At 67.0% G+C, this 17,585-nt stretch carries 19 protein-coding genes and 3 pseudogenes; 13 read left to right on the top strand and 9 right to left on the bottom strand.

From position 1 onward, the window contains the following. Nucleotides 1-32 precede the first annotated feature (32 nt). Both msrA and msrB read right to left on the bottom strand, forming a co-directional pair. The gene (msrA, locus tag KBX63_RS29740; protein ID WP_210916969.1) at nt 33-539 is read right to left on the bottom strand and encodes a peptide-methionine (S)-S-oxide reductase MsrA; all 507 of its coding nucleotides are present in this window, start codon (nt 537-539) and stop codon (nt 33-35) included. A gap of 9 nt (nt 540-548) precedes the next feature. Further along, entirely contained in the window at nt 549-1,028 is a 480-nt protein-coding gene (gene msrB, locus KBX63_RS29735) for a peptide-methionine (R)-S-oxide reductase MsrB (RefSeq protein ID WP_210916966.1), read from the bottom strand. A gap of 441 nt (nt 1,029-1,469) precedes the next feature. Between msrB and KBX63_RS29730 the strand changes: the two genes are divergently transcribed. From KBX63_RS29730 to KBX63_RS29710, 5 genes and pseudogenes are all read left to right on the top strand, one after another. Beyond that, nucleotides 1,470-2,213 (top strand): SDR family oxidoreductase, encoded by a 744-nt coding sequence (locus tag KBX63_RS29730; RefSeq protein ID WP_307871886.1) that lies wholly within the window; start codon nt 1,470-1,472, stop codon nt 2,211-2,213. 217 nt (nt 2,214-2,430) lie between these two features. Then, nucleotides 2,431-2,607, top strand: a complete 177-nt coding sequence (locus tag KBX63_RS29725) for a hypothetical protein (RefSeq protein ID WP_247663620.1) — start codon at nt 2,431-2,433, stop codon at nt 2,605-2,607. Between the two features lie 60 nt (nt 2,608-2,667). Continuing rightward, complete coding sequence (locus tag KBX63_RS29720; protein WP_247663619.1) at nt 2,668-3,447, top strand: SDR family NAD(P)-dependent oxidoreductase; 780 nt, start codon at nt 2,668-2,670, stop codon at nt 3,445-3,447. Between the two features lie 9 nt (nt 3,448-3,456). After that, nucleotides 3,457-3,654 carry a hypothetical protein gene (locus tag KBX63_RS29715; protein WP_210916962.1) on the top strand — a complete coding sequence of 66 codons (198 nt, stop codon included), beginning with the start codon at nt 3,457-3,459 and terminating at the stop codon, nt 3,652-3,654. Between the two features lie 29 nt (nt 3,655-3,683). Beyond that, nucleotides 3,684-4,364 (top strand): annotated as a pseudogene (locus KBX63_RS29710) (IS5 family transposase); the annotation flags it as partial. Nucleotides 4,365-5,338: 974 nt separating this feature from the next. On the opposite strand, the gene KBX63_RS29700 reads toward KBX63_RS29710, so the two are convergent. From KBX63_RS29700 to KBX63_RS29685, 4 genes are all read right to left on the bottom strand, one after another. Beyond that, nucleotides 5,339-5,749: a GNAT family N-acetyltransferase gene (locus tag KBX63_RS29700; protein WP_210916959.1), complete on the bottom strand. Its 411-nt coding sequence runs from the start codon at nt 5,747-5,749 to the stop codon at nt 5,339-5,341. Nucleotides 5,750-5,903: 154 nt separating this feature from the next. Further along, nucleotides 5,904-6,197, bottom strand: a complete 294-nt coding sequence (locus tag KBX63_RS29695; protein WP_210916957.1) for a DUF6510 family protein — start codon at nt 6,195-6,197, stop codon at nt 5,904-5,906. Nucleotides 6,198-6,199: 2 nt separating this feature from the next. Beyond that, nucleotides 6,200-6,940, bottom strand: coding sequence for an FAD-binding oxidoreductase (locus KBX63_RS29690; protein ID WP_210916955.1), 741 nt, complete (start codon nt 6,938-6,940; stop codon nt 6,200-6,202). Next, nucleotides 6,910-7,506 carry a sulfite oxidase-like oxidoreductase gene (locus KBX63_RS29685; protein ID WP_210916951.1) on the bottom strand — a complete coding sequence of 199 codons (597 nt, stop codon included), beginning with the start codon at nt 7,504-7,506 and terminating at the stop codon, nt 6,910-6,912. Before KBX63_RS29685 ends, KBX63_RS29690 begins: the two co-directional genes overlap by 31 nt. A 432-nt stretch (nt 7,507-7,938) precedes the next feature. Here KBX63_RS29685 and KBX63_RS29680 point away from each other — a divergent pair, with 432 nt between their 5' ends. The 4 genes from KBX63_RS29680 (at nt 7,939) to KBX63_RS29665 (ending at nt 10,809) form a co-directional block, all read left to right on the top strand. Continuing rightward, the gene (locus KBX63_RS29680) at nt 7,939-8,268 is read left to right on the top strand and encodes a hypothetical protein (protein ID WP_247663618.1); all 330 of its coding nucleotides are present in this window, start codon (nt 7,939-7,941) and stop codon (nt 8,266-8,268) included. 139 nt (nt 8,269-8,407) lie between these two features. Beyond that, complete coding sequence (locus KBX63_RS29675; protein ID WP_210916948.1) at nt 8,408-9,289, top strand: fructosamine kinase family protein; 882 nt, start codon at nt 8,408-8,410, stop codon at nt 9,287-9,289. A gap of 364 nt (nt 9,290-9,653) precedes the next feature. Further along, nucleotides 9,654-10,190, top strand: a complete 537-nt coding sequence (locus tag KBX63_RS29670; protein ID WP_210916945.1) for a PadR family transcriptional regulator — start codon at nt 9,654-9,656, stop codon at nt 10,188-10,190. Further along, on the top strand, nt 10,174-10,809 hold the full coding sequence (locus tag KBX63_RS29665) for a GyrI-like domain-containing protein (protein ID WP_210916942.1): 636 nt from the start codon (nt 10,174-10,176) through the stop codon (nt 10,807-10,809). Before KBX63_RS29670 ends, KBX63_RS29665 begins: the two co-directional genes overlap by 17 nt. A gap of 232 nt (nt 10,810-11,041) precedes the next feature. Here KBX63_RS29665 and KBX63_RS29660 read toward each other — a convergent pair whose 3' ends face one another. Continuing rightward, complete coding sequence (locus KBX63_RS29660; protein ID WP_210916939.1) at nt 11,042-12,700, bottom strand: thiamine pyrophosphate-binding protein; 1,659 nt, start codon at nt 12,698-12,700, stop codon at nt 11,042-11,044. 13 nt (nt 12,701-12,713) lie between these two features. Further along, nucleotides 12,714-13,475, bottom strand: a complete 762-nt coding sequence (locus KBX63_RS29655; protein WP_210916937.1) for a cyclase family protein — start codon at nt 13,473-13,475, stop codon at nt 12,714-12,716. Between the two features lie 453 nt (nt 13,476-13,928). On the opposite strand from KBX63_RS29655, the gene KBX63_RS29650 reads away from it, so the two are divergent. Further along, nucleotides 13,929-14,192: a hypothetical protein gene (locus tag KBX63_RS29650; RefSeq protein ID WP_210916936.1), complete on the top strand. Its 264-nt coding sequence runs from the start codon at nt 13,929-13,931 to the stop codon at nt 14,190-14,192. Between the two features lie 283 nt (nt 14,193-14,475). Here the strand turns inward: KBX63_RS29650 and KBX63_RS29645 are convergent. Then, nucleotides 14,476-14,681 (bottom strand): annotated as a pseudogene (locus tag KBX63_RS29645) (ISL3 family transposase); the annotation flags it as partial. A 635-nt stretch (nt 14,682-15,316) separates the two neighbouring features. On the opposite strand from KBX63_RS29645, the gene KBX63_RS29640 reads away from it, so the two are divergent. The 3 genes and pseudogenes from KBX63_RS29640 to KBX63_RS29630 all read left to right on the top strand — a co-directional run bounded on the left by KBX63_RS29640 (nt 15,317) and on the right by KBX63_RS29630 (nt 17,562). Beyond that, nucleotides 15,317-15,823, top strand: coding sequence for a GNAT family N-acetyltransferase (locus KBX63_RS29640; RefSeq protein WP_210916935.1), 507 nt, complete (start codon nt 15,317-15,319; stop codon nt 15,821-15,823). Nucleotides 15,824-15,955: 132 nt separating this feature from the next. Then, nucleotides 15,956-16,456: pseudogene (locus KBX63_RS29635) on the top strand (IS5 family transposase); the annotation flags it as partial. 701 nt (nt 16,457-17,157) lie between these two features. Beyond that, a complete protein-coding gene (locus tag KBX63_RS29630; RefSeq protein WP_210916934.1) occupies nt 17,158-17,562 on the top strand; it encodes a DUF4440 domain-containing protein in 405 nt (134 codons plus the stop codon). The last annotated feature ends 23 nt before the right edge of the window (nt 17,563-17,585 follow it).

Genomic DNA, 17,585 nt, shown 5'->3' with positions numbered 1-17,585 from the left:
CCCACCGACCCGAGGTCCGCGCGCCGGAGGTGTCAGGCCGTCGCCCGCTTCGGGAGCTTCCACCCGGGGCGGGGGAAGTGGCAGGTGTAACCGTTGGGGTAGGTCTGCAGGTAGTTCTGGTGCTCGGGCTCAGCCTCCCAGAAGTCGCCTGCCGGGGTGACCTCGGTGACGGCCTTACCGGGCCACAGGCCCGAGGCGTCGACGTCGGCGATCGTGTCCTCGGCGACCCGCTTCTGTTCGTCGGTGGTGTAGAAGATCGCCGAGCGGTAGCTGATGCCGATGTCGTTGCCCTGGCGGTTCTTCGTCGTGGGGTCATGGATCTGGAAGAAGAACTCGAGCAGCGCGCGGAAGTCGGTCTTCTCGGTGTCGTAGACGACCTCGATGGACTCCGCGTGGGTGCCGTGGTTGCGGTAGGTGGCGTTCGGGACGTCGCCGCCGCTGTAGCCGACGCGCGTGGACACGACGCCGGGCTGGTGGCGGAACAGTTCCTCCATGCCCCAGAAGCAGCCGCCGGCGAGGATCGCCTTGTCGGTGGTCACGTCGTCTCCTTACTTGTCGTCGGTGTCAGTGTTGGCGTCACTCGTGAACAGGGTGCGGTATTCGCCGTACCCTGCGCTCTCCAGGTCGTCGAGGTGGATGAACCGCAACGACGCGGAGTTGATGCAGTAGCGCAGTCCACCCTCGTCGCGGGGACCGTCGTTGAAGACGTGGCCGAGGTGGCTGTCCCCGTGCAGCGAGCGGGCCTCGGTCCGGATCATCCCGTGGCTGGAGTCTTGGCGCTCGACGACGTTCGTCCTGGCGATCGGCTTCGTGAAGCTCGGCCATCCGGAGTTGCTGTCGTACTTGTCGACCGATGCGAACAGCGGCTCGCCGGACACGACGTCGACGTAGATGCCGGGCTCGTGGTTGTCCCAGTAGGCGTTGGCGAACGGCCTCTCGGTGCCGTCCTGCTGGGTCACGCGGTACTGCTCCGGGTCGAGCCGCGAAACGGCTTCCCGGTTCTTGTGGTATTGGGTCTGCTGGGGCACAGCTCTCCGTTCCCGGCCTTTCGCCGTGAAGCTGGGGAACCAGGCGAAACGCACCTGGACGCACAAATATACAGACACCCCACGGGCCGGTTGTATTCCCGCAGCTCCAACTTTTTGTGGACCATAGAGTCCAGGACAGATGCCCGGAAGCGATCGGCTGCGTGCCGTCGTTGCGGCGGGTGGCCTGGGGCATCTCGTCGTCACGGTAGCACCCGCACGACCCCCAGACTGGACTTGACCGACCAGTTCCACCGCGACTAGGTTCGGGACCTCCGGCTGTGCACCTCCGCCAGCGACGAGCGGTCCGACTCGCCCATTGGCGCCGAGTTCTACGGACGTCGCGCCACTCCTCGCGGAACCGGGTGCCGCCAACACAAATTGCGATTCAGTAGTGGGGAAGGAACAACTGTCATGAGTAAGAGTTTCGAGGGCCGTAAGGTCGTGGTCGTCGGCGGCAGCAGCGGCATGGGCCTCGCCACGGCCCGCCAGGTCGTCGCCGGGGGCGGCACCGCCGTGATCACAGGCCGAGACCAAGACAAGGTCGGGGTCGCGGTCGAAGCCTTGTCGCAGAACGGAAAGGCATGGGGCATCACAGCCGATCTGACCGACCGCGACCAGGTACCCGAGGTCCGAAAGCAGCTCGCCGCCGAGCACTCCGACGCGACCCTGCTCGTCAACGCCGCGGGTTTCTTCATCCCGAAGGCGTTCAGCGAGTACGACGAAGCCTTCTACGACTCGTACAACGAACTGAACCGCGCGCTGTTCTTCATAACGCAGACCGTCGTCGCGGGCATGGTTGCCGGGGGCCGGGGCGGCGCCATCGTCAACATCGGCTCGATGTGGGCGCACCAGGGCATCGCGGCGACGCCGCACTCCGGCTACTCGGTGCAGAAGGGCGGCCTGCACTCGTTCACCAAGGCCCTCGCGATCGAGCTGGCGCCGCACAGCATCCGGGTCAACGCGGTCGCGCCCGCGGTCGTGAAGACACCCCTGTACCTGCGCATCGTCTCAGCGGACAAGTTCGATGAAACCGTCGACAGCTTCGACAGCTTCCACCCGCTGGGGCGCGTCGGCAGCCCTGAGGACATCGCGAACGCGGTGTCATTCCTGCTGTCGGACAAGTCGAGCTGGATGACCGGCGCCATCGTCGACGTCGACGGCGGCATCATGGCCGGCCGCAACTGACGCTCGAAACGTAACGCCGGGATGGCGCCGGCGGTGCCTCCGCCCCGGCGCCACCTTACCGACGGCTTCGTTATCGCGCTCGTTCCTCGACACCCTCGCGCCACGACCGCTACCGATCAACGTGGCAAGACACCGAGGCCTGGCGCCGCTAACGCTGATGAAACGAATTTGCACCTCGTGACCGTGCAAACGAGGACTGGATACAGGGAGGCGCCGGATGAAGGCGATCGTAGTGGCGGACGAGGCCGCGGGAACGGCCGGGATGACGCTAGTGGAGCGGCCCGCGCCGGACGCGGCGCTGAGCGACGTCGTTGTTCAGGTTCATGCGTCGGGATTCACCCCGGGTGAGCTGACGTGGCCCTCGACCTGGACCGATCGACCAACTAGCCAATGACGGCTGCCGTAGGATGCAAGAGACGGAGCTGCGACGTTGCAGCTTCCGAGAAGGGGATCCATGACAGTCAATGAAAGTGGCCTAATGACGTCGACGCAATCGTCACCTAAAGTCGCCATTGTGACCGGCGCAGGATCCGGAATTGGTGCGGCCACTGCTCTGGAATTTGCGTCTTCGGGAATTCGGGTCTTGGGAGTCGGCCGACGTGAGGAGGCGCTTCGTCGCACCGCGAAGCAGCACTCCCTGATCGACTACGTCACCGCGGACCTTCATGAACCGACCGCTCCGGACGAAGTCGTCCGTACGGCGGTTGAACGCTGGGGTCGGCTCGACGTGGTAGTAAACAACGCCGGGACCTACCTCCAGGCGCCACTACAGGAAGTCTCCGACGACGCGGTTTCCGACCTCATCACAATCCACATCGTCGCACCGACCCGCCTCACGAGGGCAGCGCTTCCGCTGCTCAAGGCGAGCCGGGGAAGCGTCGTGAACATCTCCAGCACCTACGGGCACCGCCCTATCCCTGGATCATCACACTACGGCGCGGTGAAGGCGGCTCTGGAACATCTAACTCAATCATGGGCCCTCGAACTAGCGCCGGACGGAATCCGCGTCAACGCTGTCGCCCCCGGGCCGACCGAGAGCGAGGTCATCACTGCAGCCGGTTTCACAGCGGCAGAAAAAGAAGCGATCGCCGCCGCCCAGATCGAAATGATTCCGCTGCGCCGGCGCGGCACACCAGAGGACATCGCCCGGTGGATCGTCCACCTAGCCGGACCGGACGCCGACTGGGTGACCGGGCAAATCCTGACCGTCGACGGCGGCCTGGAACTGTTGTAACGCACGTGCTTGCCCGATCGTCCAGCAGGTGCCGGGCTCCAGCAGACGATCTCCGGATGGCTCACCAGCGAAGACGTCACCGCCGACCGGTACGCCACCGCCGGCTACATCTCCACCGCGAAGAAACACGACGCTGATGTCATGACCGCCATCCGTGACGCCCTGACCGGCCGGCCCTGGACACCACCAGCCTGGACACCCGGCTAGGGCGTGTCCTGCCGATCTTGTAGTGGTTGATCGTTGACGATGTGCCGGTGGTACGTCGTGGTGAGCTGACCGATGAGACGTGGGTGGTGATCGCGCCGCTGCTTCCTGAGCCTGGTGGTGCGCGGGGACGGTGGCGGGATCACCGTCAGGTCATCAACGGGATCCTGTGGACGCTGCGTACGGGTGCGCCGTGGCGTGACCTGCCAGAACGCTTCGGACCATGGAAGACCTGCCATGAGCGCCTGCGGCGATGGACAGCCGATGGCACCTGGGATCGGATCCTCGCGGCTGCACAAGTGCATGACGACGGCACACCGGTGCAGTGGACGATCAGCATCGACTCGTCGATCGTGCGGGCCCACCAGCATTCCGCTGGCGCCCGCAAAAAGGGGGCTCCTCGTCAAGTGCGGCGACGCCTGGTGCGCAAGATGGCGAGGCCATCGGCCGGTCCCGAGGCGGACTGAGCACGAAAATCCACCTCGCTGTCGACGGACGCGGCCGACCGTTGTCGATCCTGCTCACGCCCGGTCAGGCCGGCGACAACCCGCAACTTTTGGCGTTGCTGGATGCGATCCGGGTCAACGAGCCCGGACCCGGCCGGCCCCGCAAGCGCCCCGAGGTGCTTATCGCCGACAACTGCGGACAAACATCGGCAACGTCGCGCCCCTCGACGACGCCGTCGCCGCCTTCAACCCGACCGAGCGGATCAAGGGAAAGACGATCATCCGCGTTCGTCCGTAAGGACTCGGGGACGGCATCACGAACGCACCGTCGTTCCTGCTGTCGGACAAGTCGAGCTGGATGACCGGCGCCATCGCCCGACGTCGACATCATGGGCGGCCGCAACTGACCCTCGATGCGTAACGCCGGGATCACGCCGGCTGGGCTGCGGACGTGCTCGTACGCGTCCGCAGCCCGCGTGGAAACCACCAGCACATTCGGCGAGACCGTGGCTCGGCCGACCCGCACATGGTCGCGCTCGCGCCACGACTCCACCCCACGGATGCAGTCGGTCACAGCCAGAAAACCCCGATACCGGACACCCGACACGAGATCACCGGCCGTTCCGCCGTCGGATGCGCCGGTTGAGGGGTTGATCGACTCGGTATCGGCGATATCGGGGCATCCAGGGGCCGTGGACACCGCGACATCCGCGACACCGACTCGATCAGCCCCCGGCCAAGGGCGATCCGAAGGCGCGGTGGCCGATGACCGGTATACCTCACAGGCATATGTATGACTCACAGGTATAGCGCTCACCCCACCGACCAATGGTGAAATCAGCGACTCCACCCATACCGACCAGTTCGCCAAGGCCTACCCCGGCCGCTACTTCCAGTGGTAGATCGGCGAGCAGCAGCTCATGGCGGCCTGCGCACTACACGGGACGCCTACCCGATCGTGTACGGCGAGACCGAGACAGTCCGGTTGGTGGGTCGAAGGTGGTGCGGGCCGCTCCCGACGACGTTGTCACGCTAGATCGGTGCGAGCGTTACGGTGCACGAATGCGTTGCCGCGTCCCGACTGGCGACTTTGCGGTCATGGGTGACGATCGAGAGCGGCCACGTCAGGCCTGGATCGCGCCCCTCGTCGCCGGCGAACACTAGTCTTCATGCGATGTACCTGGCCGTTGGGGACGCCTGAGCCTTCTCAGCGGTCGGCGTTCAGGCGCGACGACGTGTGTTCAATGCCCGTGTCCGGTTGTGGGCGACCGGGGGAATGCGGGGTCTAGAACGTCGGCGTAGTCCGGGTGAGCATTGACGAATGCTGTCGCGAACGGGCATGTGATGGTGGCGGTCTTTCCTTGCGTGCGCAGTTCGTCGAGGACGCCGCCGATGAGTTTGGCGGCTATCCCCTGTCCTCGGAACTCGGGGAGCACGGATGTCGCCAGCAGTACGACGCGGCTCCCGACCTTGCTGTAGACGAGCCCAGCGGCTGTCCGGCCCCCTATCGTGGCCTCGTAGATGCCCAGCGCGCTGTTGTTGGTGATGACGAGGTCTTGTGCGTCGGGCGTGGTGGCTCCGGGCAGGTTCGAGTCACCCACATCATGCTCGGCGCTGGTCAACGTGATCATATTCTCGGCGTTGCCCGCCATGTTGTCTCCTGAGTCTCGCGTCTGGTCAGCGACCTGGTAGTGCCCCGTCAGGTCGGGTGAAGTGGCAGGACTATCGCGCCTCGGACTTTGCGTAACCGGCGTCGGAGACGTTGGCATCATGCGGGTTCGCCGCGGCTGACCGGATTCTTGGCGTTCAGGCAGTCGGTACCGGGAGGCTGACGACGAGCGATCCGCGCAGGTCGACCAGGACCCGGCCGGTTGTGCGTACCACGCGCATGACGACGTCCTCGCAGTCGGGGCATCGGGCGACGAGGCCGGGTGCTCGGTCGAACACGCGCATCGCGGCCAGCGGGCGGGTCGTGCGGCAGCCGGCGCAGGTGAGCTCGGCAACGGTGGGGTCGGTTCCGATGATCTCGCCGAGTGGTCCGGCGAGGGCGTTACCGTCCACCCAGGGTGCGTCGTCTGCTGTGACGTTGGTGCTCGACATGGTCATCCTCCGGTGGGTCCGAAGCGTTCGGTGCGGATGTTCGCGGGGTCGTGGCCGATGTCGACGAGGAGGTCGGCCACGGTCTCGACGAACCCGGTCGGCCCGCAGACGAACGCCACAGCGTCGGCCTCGCGGGGCCAGGCGACGCGGGCCAGGGCGTCCGCGTCCAGTCGTCCGGGTGGGACCGGCCAGCCGGGGGGCCCGACCCTGGTATAGACGTGTGTGACGGTGACGCGATCATCGCCAGCGGCTCCTGCAGTTGCAAGATCCGCAGAGAACAGCGCGTCGGACGGGGATCGGGTCGAGTAAAGCAGCCTGGTGGGAGTCTTCGCCGCACGCGCCATCGACATCAGGGGCGCCACGCCGGACCCGCCACCGATCAGCAACGCCGGGCGCGGATCGGCGGGTCGGCGTACGAACCAGCCGCCGAGCGGCCCACGGATCTCGAATTGGTCACCCGGCTCTGCAACGTCGACGAGGTACGGCGAGACCTCACCGTCGGGCACCGTCTGGACGGTCACCTCGAGGCGGTCGAGCCCTGGGGCGGATGAGATCGAGTAGCTGCGGTATGCCGTGTAGCCGTCGGGAGCCGTCAGCCGGAGGTCGATGTGCTGGCCCGGCAGGTGACCTGTCCAGCCGTCGACGTTCAGGACCAGGGTCCGCGCTGTCGCGGTCTCCGCGCGGGTGGTGGCGACGGTCGCCGGCTGCCAGGTCAGTCTGCCTGGTATCGCTGCTCGCGCCATGGGTCCCCGTAGTTGTGGTAGCCGGCCGTCTCCCAGAATCCGGGCTCGTCGTCGAGACGCAGTTCCAGTGCGCGCAGCCATTTCGCGCTCTTCCAGAAGTACAGGTGAGGAATGAGCAGACGAGCGGGCCCGCCGTGCACCGGCGCCAGCGGTTCGCCGTCGAACTCGTACGCCACCCAGGCCTGGCCGTCGGTGAGGTCCTCGAGCGGGATGTTCGTGGTGTAGCCGCCGTAGCAGTGCGCGACGACGTACTCGGCGGCCGTCTCGACGTCGGCCAGCAACGTGTCCACCGACACGCCTCGCCAGCGCGTGCCGAACTTCGACCAGTGCGTGACGCAATGGATGTCCACGGTCGGTTCGTCGGCGGGAAGGGCGGTGAACTGCGCCCATGACCACGTGCTCCGCTCGCCGGTCTCGGTGACGACGGCGAGTTCCCACGCGTCGAGGCCGATGCGCGGTGTCGGTCCCGCCGACAGCACCGGGAAGTCGTCCGTGCGGTACTGGCCGGGCGGGAGGTCGGTGTCGTCGCGTCTGCGGCCCCCGAAGCCGCGTGTGATCAATGCCATGCGCCCCTCCCCACGTGCCCGGGCGGCGGCGATCCCGCCGCCACCCGTGCGTCCACCCGGCCGGTGTACGTCGATGTGGTACCCGCCCACGACGTCATCGTCAGCGAGTGCCCCGGTGATGAGATTCCCCCCGGTGGGGACGGAGTCACCCACACGACAGGATAATTCGACTGGACCATCGCGTCCAGAATAGTCTGGCGTGACACCGGCCGGCAAATCCCTGCGCTGGCCACCGGCGGGTTGGAGTAGCAGCAGCGCCTGACGGTCACGGTGGTGCGTCCCCATTTGGCGGACGCCTCCGCAGCGGGAGTATAGTGGACCATAGCGTCCCATAAGGTGCGGCTAGATATTGTTCCGAGTTGGTCGTTCCACATGTCGTAGCCGCTGCGAGACGGCGGCGGTCGGTGTCTTGCCCGATGTCAGGAGAGTTCGATGAACCCTGTTCCCTCCGGTGGAAACGTTGTCGATGGCCAGCCGGTCGATGCGGTGGACATGACCGCCGCCCTGACCGCTGCGCAGTTTGTGTTCCAGGACGGCGCAACTCAAACGTTCACGGCGGAGGGTCGAACGACCTACGTCGACAGGGGCACACCGTCAGCTGGCGAGTGGTCGGTGACGGGTGACGGGACCTTCGCTTCATTCTGGCCGCCGACATACCGGGCGACGTACACGGTTCGGTGGATCGTCGAGGACGGAGTGCGGGTGGGCATCAGCTTCACGGATACCCGGAGCGGAGTCCGCTACGACGGCCGGTACCGGTGACTGGGGCTGCCCCGGTTCGGTTGACTCCTGACCTGTGAGGATGTGTCTCTCGCTGGAAGGATGTCGGCCCCTTCGGAGGCGGTCATCTCCGGCAGAGAATTGCGCGAACGAGCACCCCGCACATGAGGAGTCCGTCCTGATGCGCTCGGCGACGGTCCTGCTGGAGCGCCTGCTCCGGGCCGGGATGCGCGAGGTCGTCACAGTGGAGCCGGTGACGGGTGGGGTCGCGGCGCTCGCGGGCATCGCCACTCGCCGGGACGTACCGTCGGTGTTCGTCAAGGCGTTCGCCGAAGCCCTGGCCGACGACGTCTTCGTCGCGGAGGCCGAGGGGCTGGCCGCCCTACGTGAGCTCGGCGGCGTGGCGACACCCGAGGTGATCCTGGCGGACCGGGAACTGCTTGTGTTGTCGGTGCTGCGGCCGAGGCCGCACAGCGAGATCTTCTGGGAGCAGTTCGCACACGTGCTCGCCCGCATGCACATGAGCACGACCAATCCTCGCTTCGGATGGCACCACGACAACTGGCTGGGCCGTCGCCGCCAGATCAATACGTGGAATGACGATGGCTTTGCGTTCTTCGCACAGCACCGGCTGCTTCGGTCGCTCGGGCAGCCTCGCGTCGAGGCGGCACTGGACGCCGGGGACCGGGCGGCGCTGGAGCGGTTGTGTCACCGGCTGCCCGACCTGCTGCCGGACCGACCGGCGTGCCTGACGCACGGCGACCTGTGGGTACAGAACATCATGGCCACTCCGGACGGACAGCCCGCGCTGATCGACCCGGCCGTGTCGTACATGTGGGCCGAGGTCGACCTCGCTCATGTGTGGTCCACCTCGCCCCCGCCTGAGGCGCGACGGATGTTCGAGGTCTATGCGGACCTGACCTCGCTTGACGGCGACTGGCGGGCCCGCATGCCGATTGTCCAGCTGCGGCAACACCTCGCCGTGCTGGCCCAGTTCGACGACGACTGGGGCGCAGGTGACCAGATCCGTGCCGTCCTTGCCCCGTTCCGGAAGCGATCCTGACCACAGACTCAACGGTGACCGGTTCGAATTCCCCGCCGAACCGAACGTCGGCGTAGGTCAGGTCGAGTCGTGCGTGGGCGCCGAGGCTAGCCGCACTGCTCGCCCAGCAGCCCTCGCTGGCACCCACCAATCCGGCAGAGTACGAACGAGTCCGCACCTGCAACCGCCAGTTGCGCGACGACTGCCGGGCTCACAGCGGCCCACTCTTCGACACATCGACAGTGCGAGCGCCGCGGCGCGTGCTCGGTGAGGTCCTCGCCGGCCTGGACGGGCATCTTCGGGGACGCGAGGGCAGGATCAGCGGCCTCTCCCCGGTCCACGGCGACCAGCATGGAGGTCTCTATTCTAGCGCTAGAATATGCTCGTGGAGTTGACTCCCGCTGAGCTGACCGTGTTGGGCCTGGTCATCGAACGGCCACAGCACGGTTACGACCTGCAGCAAGTGATCGAGCAGCGCGGCATACGGCAGTGGACCGACATCGGGTTCTCCTCCATCTACTACCTGCTCACGAAGCTGGAGCAGCGCGGCCTGCTCCACGTCCCGGAGGCTCCGGCCGCCGGGAAGTCCCGCCGCGTCTTCCACGCCACCACCGAGGGCCGCAAGGTTGCGGCACGTAACGCGCTGGCCTTCGTCGCCGAGGCGCGGCCGGTCCCACACCCACTGCTGGTCGGCGTCGCCAACCTGTCCCTGCTCTCGGCGCAGCAGTACGCACAGGCGCTGCGCACCCGGCTGGCGCAGATCGAAGCTCGGATCGCTGCGGTCGGGGCCGTCCAGCAAGTGCGGTCGGCACAAGCCCCGTTCGCGGCGCGTGAGGTGTTCTCCTACTCCCTGAGCCTCCTAGAGGCGGAAAGGCAGTGGCTCGCCAGCCGAGTCCAGGTGCCCGATGACCAACAAAGCTGACGACAAGACCGACTTCAAGAAGACCCTTGACGCCTACCAAGCGCAACGAGGCCGGTTCCGGCTAGTTGATGTACCCGACATGCAGTACCTCATGACCGACGGCCACGGTGACCCCAACACCTCGCCCGCCTTCATTGAGGCGGTCGAGGCGCTCTACCCAGTGGCGTACAAGCTGAAGTTCGCCAGCAAGCACGACCTCGGGCGCGACTACGTCGTCCCGCCCCTCGAAGGCCTGTGGTGGGCCGAGGACATGGGCTCCTTCACCACCGCACGGGACAAGTCACAGTGGAACTGGACGTTGATGCTCATGGTTCCGGACTGGATCGGCCAGACCATGTTCACGACCGCCGTCGAGCAAACCGAGGCGAAGCACCGACCGACGCGCCTCGATGACGTCCGCCTCCAGACGCTGACCGAGGGGCGGTGCGTGCAGACGCTGCACGTCGGTTCCTTCGACGACGAGGCCGACGTGCTCGCGCGACTACATCAAGATTTCATCCCTGGCCACAGTCTTCGCATGGCCGGCACCCACCACGAAATCTACCTCAGCGACTTCCGCAAGGTCGCACCCGACAGGCGGCGCACCATCCTCAGGCAACCGGTCACCATCGACATCTGAGCGCGAACGGCTGGCTCGCAATGAGGCGAAGCGGCTCGACCCCACCTCGACGGCCATATTCGCCAAGGAGCCTGGCCGACACCCAAGCTGTAGTGACCTACGACCCCGGCCCGGCCCGGCCTATCACCCGTTGAGGCGAGCGAACCGACAAGCCTGACTACGGGTCCTCGAGCATCTTGAGCGAGTAATGCTGCGAATTTGCGCCCCGCGTCGCCGTACGCGCGGCGGTGGTTCAGTGGCCACGGAACGCCTCCTCCAGCCACCATGAGCCGCGCGCGGCGCAGACCTTGGCGTCGACCACCAGCGGTCGGGTACGGGGACCAGCGAGCCATTGATGTACCGGCCCGAGATCGTCGACGGTCCGGACGGTCAACCCGTCGCAGCCGTAACCACGGGCGATCGCGGCCAGGTCGGTCTCGGGGAAGGTGACCGTCTCCAACGGGTGCCCGTCCGGGCCGAAGTGGTGCACCTCGGCGCCGTACGCCGCGTCGTCGTAGATCACCACGAGGAGGGGTAGCGCCAGCCGGACGGCGGTGACCAGTTCGGTCGCGGACATGACGAAGCCACCGTCGCCGACCGCGGCGACGGTGAGCCGGTCCGGCCGGGCGACCGCCGCGCCGAGCGCACTGGCCAGGCCGAGCCCGATCGACTGGAACGCCTGGGTGAAACAGAATCCGGCCACGTCCGGCACGTCGAGCCACATCGACGGGTAGCCCATGAAGTTGCCGGAGTCGACCACCACCGTCCGGTCGGTCGGCAGCAGGTCGTCCAGGGCGGCCGAGAGGGTCCTCGGGTCGATCGTCGCCGGGGCGCCGGCCCGCGCCGACCCACCCTCGTCCCGGTACGGGACCGTCCGCCACCGGCCGTGGTCGCGAATCCGTTGTGCCAGCTCCGGCGTACGCCAGCCGCCGCTCCCGGCGTCCACGGGCCCCGTGGAGCCGGCGCCCAGCCGACCGAGCACCGCCTCGGCGACCGCCGCCACCTCGCCGGCCACCGTCAGGTCAACCGGGCGGTTCACCCCGAACGCGGCCGGGTCGTGGTCTACCTGGACGACGACGGCGGAAGGCGGGATCAGTTCGCCGTGCCGGGTGGTCCACATGTTCAGCGTGCTGCCCCACGCGACGACCAGGTCCGCCGCGCCGATCAGCTCGGCGGCGAGCGGGGTGGCGAAGCCGCCGGCCACGTCGATGTTCCACGGATTCCCGGCGAACAGTCCCTTCGCCGCGGCCGAGACCGCGAGCAGCGCGCCGCACGCGTCGGCGAGCCGGGTCAGCGGTTCCCGGGCCGCCCGGGCGCCCCGACCCGCGATGAAGACCGGTCGACGTGCGGCCTGGAGCGCCGCCAGCAGCGACTCGACCTGCGGGGCGGTGGCCGGGGTCGGCTCGACCGCAGGGACCGCGCCGGACCACGGTTCGGTCACGGTGCGCTGCACCTCCAACGGGAGGCCCAGCACCACCGTCGCGCCCCGGGCGGCGGCCCGGTACGCCGCGCCGGCGTCCTCGGCCGTGTGCGTCGCGCGTACCCGGCGGAAGTCGGCCCCGACCGCGGTGGCGAGCGCCGGCAGGTCGATGAAGAAGTTGGACCGCGGCGCGGTCGCCTCCGGGGCCAGGACCACCATCGGGGTACGGCTCTTCGCGGCCTCGGTGAGGCCGGTCAGCGCGTTGGTGACCCCCGGACCCTGGTGCACCGAGAGCAGGCCCACCGTCCCGGAGGTGCGGGCGTACCCGTCCGCCATGCTCGCCGCGCCGCCCTCGTGGGCCGCCGCCACGAACCGGGCGCCGGCCGCCACAAGCGCGTTCGTGACATGGAAGTTGCCGCTGCCGACCACCCCGAAGACGTACCGTGCGCCGTGTCCGTACAGAACCCGCCCGACCACCTCGGCTACCCGCATCTGTGGCCCGGTCCTACCGTTCGACCAGCGCGAGGACCCGGCACGGGCTGCCGGACCCGGAGACGATCGGCAGTGGTCCGGCGATCACCACCGCGCCGGTCGCCGGCAACTGCGCCAGGTTACGTAGCTGGGTCAGGCCGTACTTCTCCTGGCCGAGCAGGAACGAGTGGCACGGGAACGGCGGGTCGAACGAATGCGCAGCACCCGCGTCGGTCCCGACCGTCTCCACCCCGACGCCCTGGATCGGCGACTCCTCGGCCAGCCAGCGGGCGCACTCGACGGAGATGCCCGGGGTACGCCCCGCGTTGGCGTACCGCTCCGGGTCGTCGCCGTACGCGTCCCAGCCGGTGCGGTACAGCAGCCAGCCACCGGTGGGCAGGGCACCGTGTTCCGCCTCCCACGCCTTGATGTGCTCGACCTCGAGCAGGAAGTCAGGATCGTCGGCGGCGTCGGCGGTGTGGTCGATCACCACCGCCGGGGCGATCAACTGGCTCACCGGGACCTGCGACACGTCCGCGCCCTGTTGACCGGTGACCCAGTGCACCGGGGCGTCGAAGTGGGTGCCGGTGTGCTCGCCGGTGGAGAAGTTGTTCCAGTACCAGGCCGGGCCGCGGTCGTCGTACCGGCTGATCTCGCTGAGCCGGAACGGCCAGGTCTGGCCGAACTGCTCGGGCAGACCCAGGATCGGGGTCTGGTCCGAGAGTGGAGCGGTGAGGTCGACAACCTGGATCCGGCCGCTGGAAAGAGCGGCGACAAACTCCTGCAGCACCGTCATGCGGCGACGGTACACCGCGCTCATGCTCCACGATGGACCCCCAAAAGGCGCGTATCAGCGGTTGCCCGGCCCGCGGCTCGTGGACCGGGCTGCCTGAGGCTGTGACGGCGGCGGTCAGGGCGGCTGTTGCCTCGGTGCACCGCCATGGCCGCGCGGACACTCCTGGTAGGCCGATACCGCGGCGGCCGTCCGCCATACGGCTACACGCTGCGTGAACTCGCCCCTCACCCCGACCCCGCCAAGGCGGCCGACGGCGAGCACCTTCGTGGACTCACCCCAGACACTCCCCCGTCTGGGAGGCCGAGCTTGCCGGCGATGCGGGCGAGGGATGCGGCGATGGCCTCGGGGTCGTTGCCCTCGACGGTCATACCCTTACCGTCGCGTACCTGCCGGTCCCTCCAGCTCCGCAACGATGCCGTAGGTCTGCTGGAATACCAGCTCCTATCGACCAAGGTGTGGTTCCAGGTCGATGTATCGCAGTCCGATCAGAAAGAACCGGTGCACAACCGCGTTGCGGTGGTCGTACAGCTCGACGACCTCCTACTTCAGCTTCGCGTCGATGAGACCACGCCGCAGGGCTTCGTCGTAGATCGCCTCCTCAGTGAACCGTGCCCCGCCGGGCACCTGCTGCATGTACATGTCGAGATCGTCCGGGTCACCGGCGACCTGCTTATCGAAGATGATCGCGATTCGCAGGAGGCCGCCGTGCGGCCGTGATCGAGGCGATGGAGTCGGCCATACCGGCTTGGAATCGGTAGCCGAACGACAGCTCCACGGCGATCTACACGCACGTGTCCGACGTCTTCATGAACACCGCGCTGCGCAAGGCACTCGCGCCGGACCAGGGACCGGCCCAGACGGACGAGAAGGACCGCTGGTGGCCCAGAAGCTGGATTACCGCTGGCATCTGCGCCAGATGATGGCCGACCGTGGCATGTTCCAGACCACGGACCTGATGAATCCGCTGGTCGAACGGGACATCACGGCCGAAGCGGGCCAGGGTCGGTCGGTGACCGAACGGCGCATGGGCCGGACTCCGCCCGACCGTTCCTGGCGGCACTCCCTCGGCGCCGCAGCGAGAGCACCATTCGTCCGGCTCGACGACGCGGCACTCGATCACGGCGGGCCCGGCTCAATGCACTGCTCGACAGCCCGGAGGCCGAGCTCCTCGAGGCGGCAGAACGTGGTCAGGCCAGGAGCCTGCAAGGGTAGCCAGGAGCACTTCGAGGTCTTTCGGACGGAAGGCGACTCGACCCTACCCGGCAACCGGACTCACCCCACCGCTACACCCCCATTCGTACAGAGCTTGACACAGCAATGGGCCAGGGCTTGACTCACGGCTATGGGCCCCGCCTCAGCAGAAGAACAAGAATCGTTCGCCCGGTCGAACGCGGCTGACCGCCAGATTGTCGTTCCCTGGTGGTACTACGCGATAACCGGAGTAATCACAGGCGCTGCAGTCGTGGCAACTGCTCTTCTGCCGCAGCAGATCTCGGGCCTCTTTCTCGTCGCCGCCGCCCTACTTGTGGGAGTGACCAGCCGTGTGACTAGCCGTATCGTGGGGAAAGCCTGGGGAGCTCGTCTGCCTTTTCCGACCAGCGCTGTCGGCGTCGGTTATCTGGTAGCCCTGGCGGTCGTGGTGATCGGGTCCTTGATCGTTGCATGGACCGTAGTGCGTCCTGACGGTCCTTCCTGGCTCGCCTGGATGCTTGCCGCTCTCGTGTTCGCGGTCGCACTCAGCGGGACATGGGTGGCGAAGGCGGGGCGTGCGGCATAGACCTGGGCCGCGTTTCAGAAGTGCTCATGTTGGGCCTACTCGGAACGATGGGTAGCCTGCCGGCATGACAAAGGTTGTCACCTACCTGGAGATGAATAGCGCCAAGGACCTGCGGCCTGGGAAGGTGGTGCCGCAACTTCTCCTACGGCGCGTTGACGGTGGCCTGCCGCTCGTGCGTGCCACCAATGCTCAGGTCGGAGCCCCCTACGGGTGGCGGAGTACGTCTCGCACGAACGAAGAGTGGCAGGAGCTGATGCGGTGTCGTCCACTGCGCCAGTACTGGTTCATCACCCTGAAGGACGAGACCGTGGGGGTTGCAAATTTGGAACCCCAGCGTGACGGAGATGTGGAGATCACCACCTTTGGGCTGTTGCCCGAATATGTCGGGAGAGGTCTCGGTGGCCATGCGCTGACGCTGACCATCCGGCAAGCCTGGAACAGTGAGGCCGTGGAGTCTCCGACTGTACGCAGGGTTTGGCTGCACACATGCTCGTTTGACCATCCGAATGCACTACGCAACTATCAGCGACGCGGCTTGACTGCCTATCGCACCGAGGTCGAAGCCGAGTAATAGTCGGCTCAGGCCGAATCAAGCCGGCGAGTACGCGCGTGTCGGTGCCCGATATGTAGCGAGGTCTCCGGCAGGTGGTTCATCGACCAAGATGAAGACCATCAGTCCGGAGACCTTGGGGCCAGGGTAGCGGTGACGAGGCGTTTCGACCTGACCGACGCGCAATGGACGGCGCTGACGCCGCTGTTGCCCGTTGGAGAGAAACCAGGTCGTCCACCGAAGTGGAGTAAACGGCAGCTCATCGACGGGATCCGTTGGCGGGTGCGGGTGGGATCGCCCTGGCGCGACGTGCCGGAATGCTACGAGCCTTGGCAGACGGTGTACGGACTGTTCCGGCGCTGGCGGCGCGCCGCGGTCTGGCAGCGGATCGTCACAGGGTTGCAGAGCCGCGCCGACGCCCGTGGGTTGATCACCTGGGAGGTCAGCGTGGACTCCACCATCGCCCGCGCGAATCAACATGCTGCCGGTGCCCGTACCCGGCCCGAGGTGCAGAAGGAACCACCCGGCGGCAGCGGTGAGCCCGAGCCCACCGACCGCGCCCTGGGCCGTTCCCGCGAGGGCTGGACCACCAAGCTTCATCTGGGCAGGGTCGGCTGCCAGGGCGGCACCGCGCTGGAGAAGACGGTCGCCACACGAACGCTGACGGGACGAGCAGCAAGCCCTCGCCGTCCAGCTGACGGTATCGATGAAGCGCGGACGGACGACCGTGAGCCGATGGTCGCGCCGGCTCACGGACGGTGCCAGGTCGGCGAACAGGCTTGCAACGCCGCCGTCGGCGAGGCGCCGGCCCGCACCTGAGCGCCGTTCCATTCGGTCCGTGCACCCCGCACCGGATCGCGCAGCATCACCAGTTCCGCCAATACACCAACACTGCTTGGATTGTTGGCCGTGGCATCGTAAGCGGTCTGTCGGTATTCGTTGTGAGTGGGTCGCGGCTTCTCCTTAGTCAGCCGCTCCTGCTCCTCAGGGAGGACACCCCTATCCATCGTGCCGAACAATGGCGCCCCTAAGATCGGCGGGCGATTCTGGACTTCGTCTTCGCTTCACGCGCCGTCAACCGCCCGGCTGCGGCCGCCTGCGAGATCTCCTCTACACCGCCATGGTGCTCGTGGACGCGTGCAGCCACCTGGCCACATCTGGACCGTTTCGTCGCAGCTGGTCAACTAGCCGTCAATGTCCCTTGAGGCGGCTCATCGGCCAGCGTTGTGCATTTCCCGTCGTCAGGCGTACTTCCCTTGGGATCTAACCGCCAGACTCCTGCGGGAGACTCCTCTTATACTGGACCAGTTCTTCCAGTCGTGGCCGGACCGAACCAACACGAACAGGGAGCCGACATGCCTGAGTCCTATCCACTCGCCACTGAACCCGAAGGCGTCGTCAAGTCGCTGGTTGAGCGATTCAACTCCGGCAAGGTCAGCGCAATGATGGCCCAGTTCGAGCCGGGGGCCGTGTTCGTCGCGAGAGACGGCCGACCCGTCACTGATCCCACTGAGATCGCAGCGCAACTCGAGCGCGATGTCAGTCTCGGTCTGCCGCTGAAGGCCAAGGCGCGCCATGTGTTCGTTGCCGGCGATATCGCCCAGATCGTGTTGGACTGGTCAATTGATGGCACAGGTCCCGACGGCGAGCACGTGCACCTTGAAGGCTCGGCAAGCGATGTCGTGCGCCGCGGCGCGGATGGACGCTGGCGGTACCTGATCGACAATGCTCTTGGGACGACGGTGCGAGAGTCCGCCTGAACACGTGGCCGCCACGTGGTGAA

Source organism: Micromonospora sp. U21 (assembly GCF_018070045.1).
In the GTDB taxonomy this organism is placed as follows: Bacteria; Actinomycetota; Actinomycetes; order Mycobacteriales; family Micromonosporaceae; genus Micromonospora.
The sequence above is the reverse complement of the archived record's forward strand: the minus strand, read 5'-3'. Positions and strand labels throughout refer to the sequence as shown.

Bases quoted from the DNA above. Each gene is read 5' to 3' on its own strand.
- KBX63_RS29725 (WP_247663620.1), top strand. From the start codon at position 2,431: ATGAAGGCGATCGTAGTGGCGGACGAGGCCGCGGGAACGGCCGGGATG.
- KBX63_RS29720 (WP_247663619.1), top strand. From the start codon at position 2,668: ATGACAGTCAATGAAAGTGGCCTAATGACGTCGACGCAATCGTCACCT.
- KBX63_RS29700 (WP_210916959.1), bottom strand. From the start codon at position 5,749: ATGGCGGGCAACGCCGAGAATATGATCACGTTGACCAGCGCCGAGCAT.
- KBX63_RS29695 (WP_210916957.1), bottom strand. From the start codon at position 6,197: ATGTCGAGCACCAACGTCACAGCAGACGACGCACCCTGGGTGGACGGT.
- KBX63_RS29690 (WP_210916955.1), bottom strand. From the start codon at position 6,940: ATGGCGCGAGCAGCGATACCAGGCAGACTGACCTGGCAGCCGGCGACC.
- KBX63_RS29685 (WP_210916951.1), bottom strand. From the start codon at position 7,506: ATGGCATTGATCACACGCGGCTTCGGGGGCCGCAGACGCGACGACACC.
- KBX63_RS29680 (WP_247663618.1), top strand. From the start codon at position 7,939: ATGAACCCTGTTCCCTCCGGTGGAAACGTTGTCGATGGCCAGCCGGTC.
- KBX63_RS29675 (WP_210916948.1), top strand. From the start codon at position 8,408: ATGCGCTCGGCGACGGTCCTGCTGGAGCGCCTGCTCCGGGCCGGGATG.
- KBX63_RS29665 (WP_210916942.1), top strand. From the start codon at position 10,174: ATGACCAACAAAGCTGACGACAAGACCGACTTCAAGAAGACCCTTGAC.
- KBX63_RS29660 (WP_210916939.1), bottom strand. From the start codon at position 12,700: ATGCGGGTAGCCGAGGTGGTCGGGCGGGTTCTGTACGGACACGGCGCA.
- KBX63_RS29655 (WP_210916937.1), bottom strand. From the start codon at position 13,475: ATGACGGTGCTGCAGGAGTTTGTCGCCGCTCTTTCCAGCGGCCGGATC.
- KBX63_RS29640 (WP_210916935.1), top strand. From the start codon at position 15,317: ATGACAAAGGTTGTCACCTACCTGGAGATGAATAGCGCCAAGGACCTG.
- KBX63_RS29630 (WP_210916934.1), top strand. From the start codon at position 17,158: ATGCCTGAGTCCTATCCACTCGCCACTGAACCCGAAGGCGTCGTCAAG.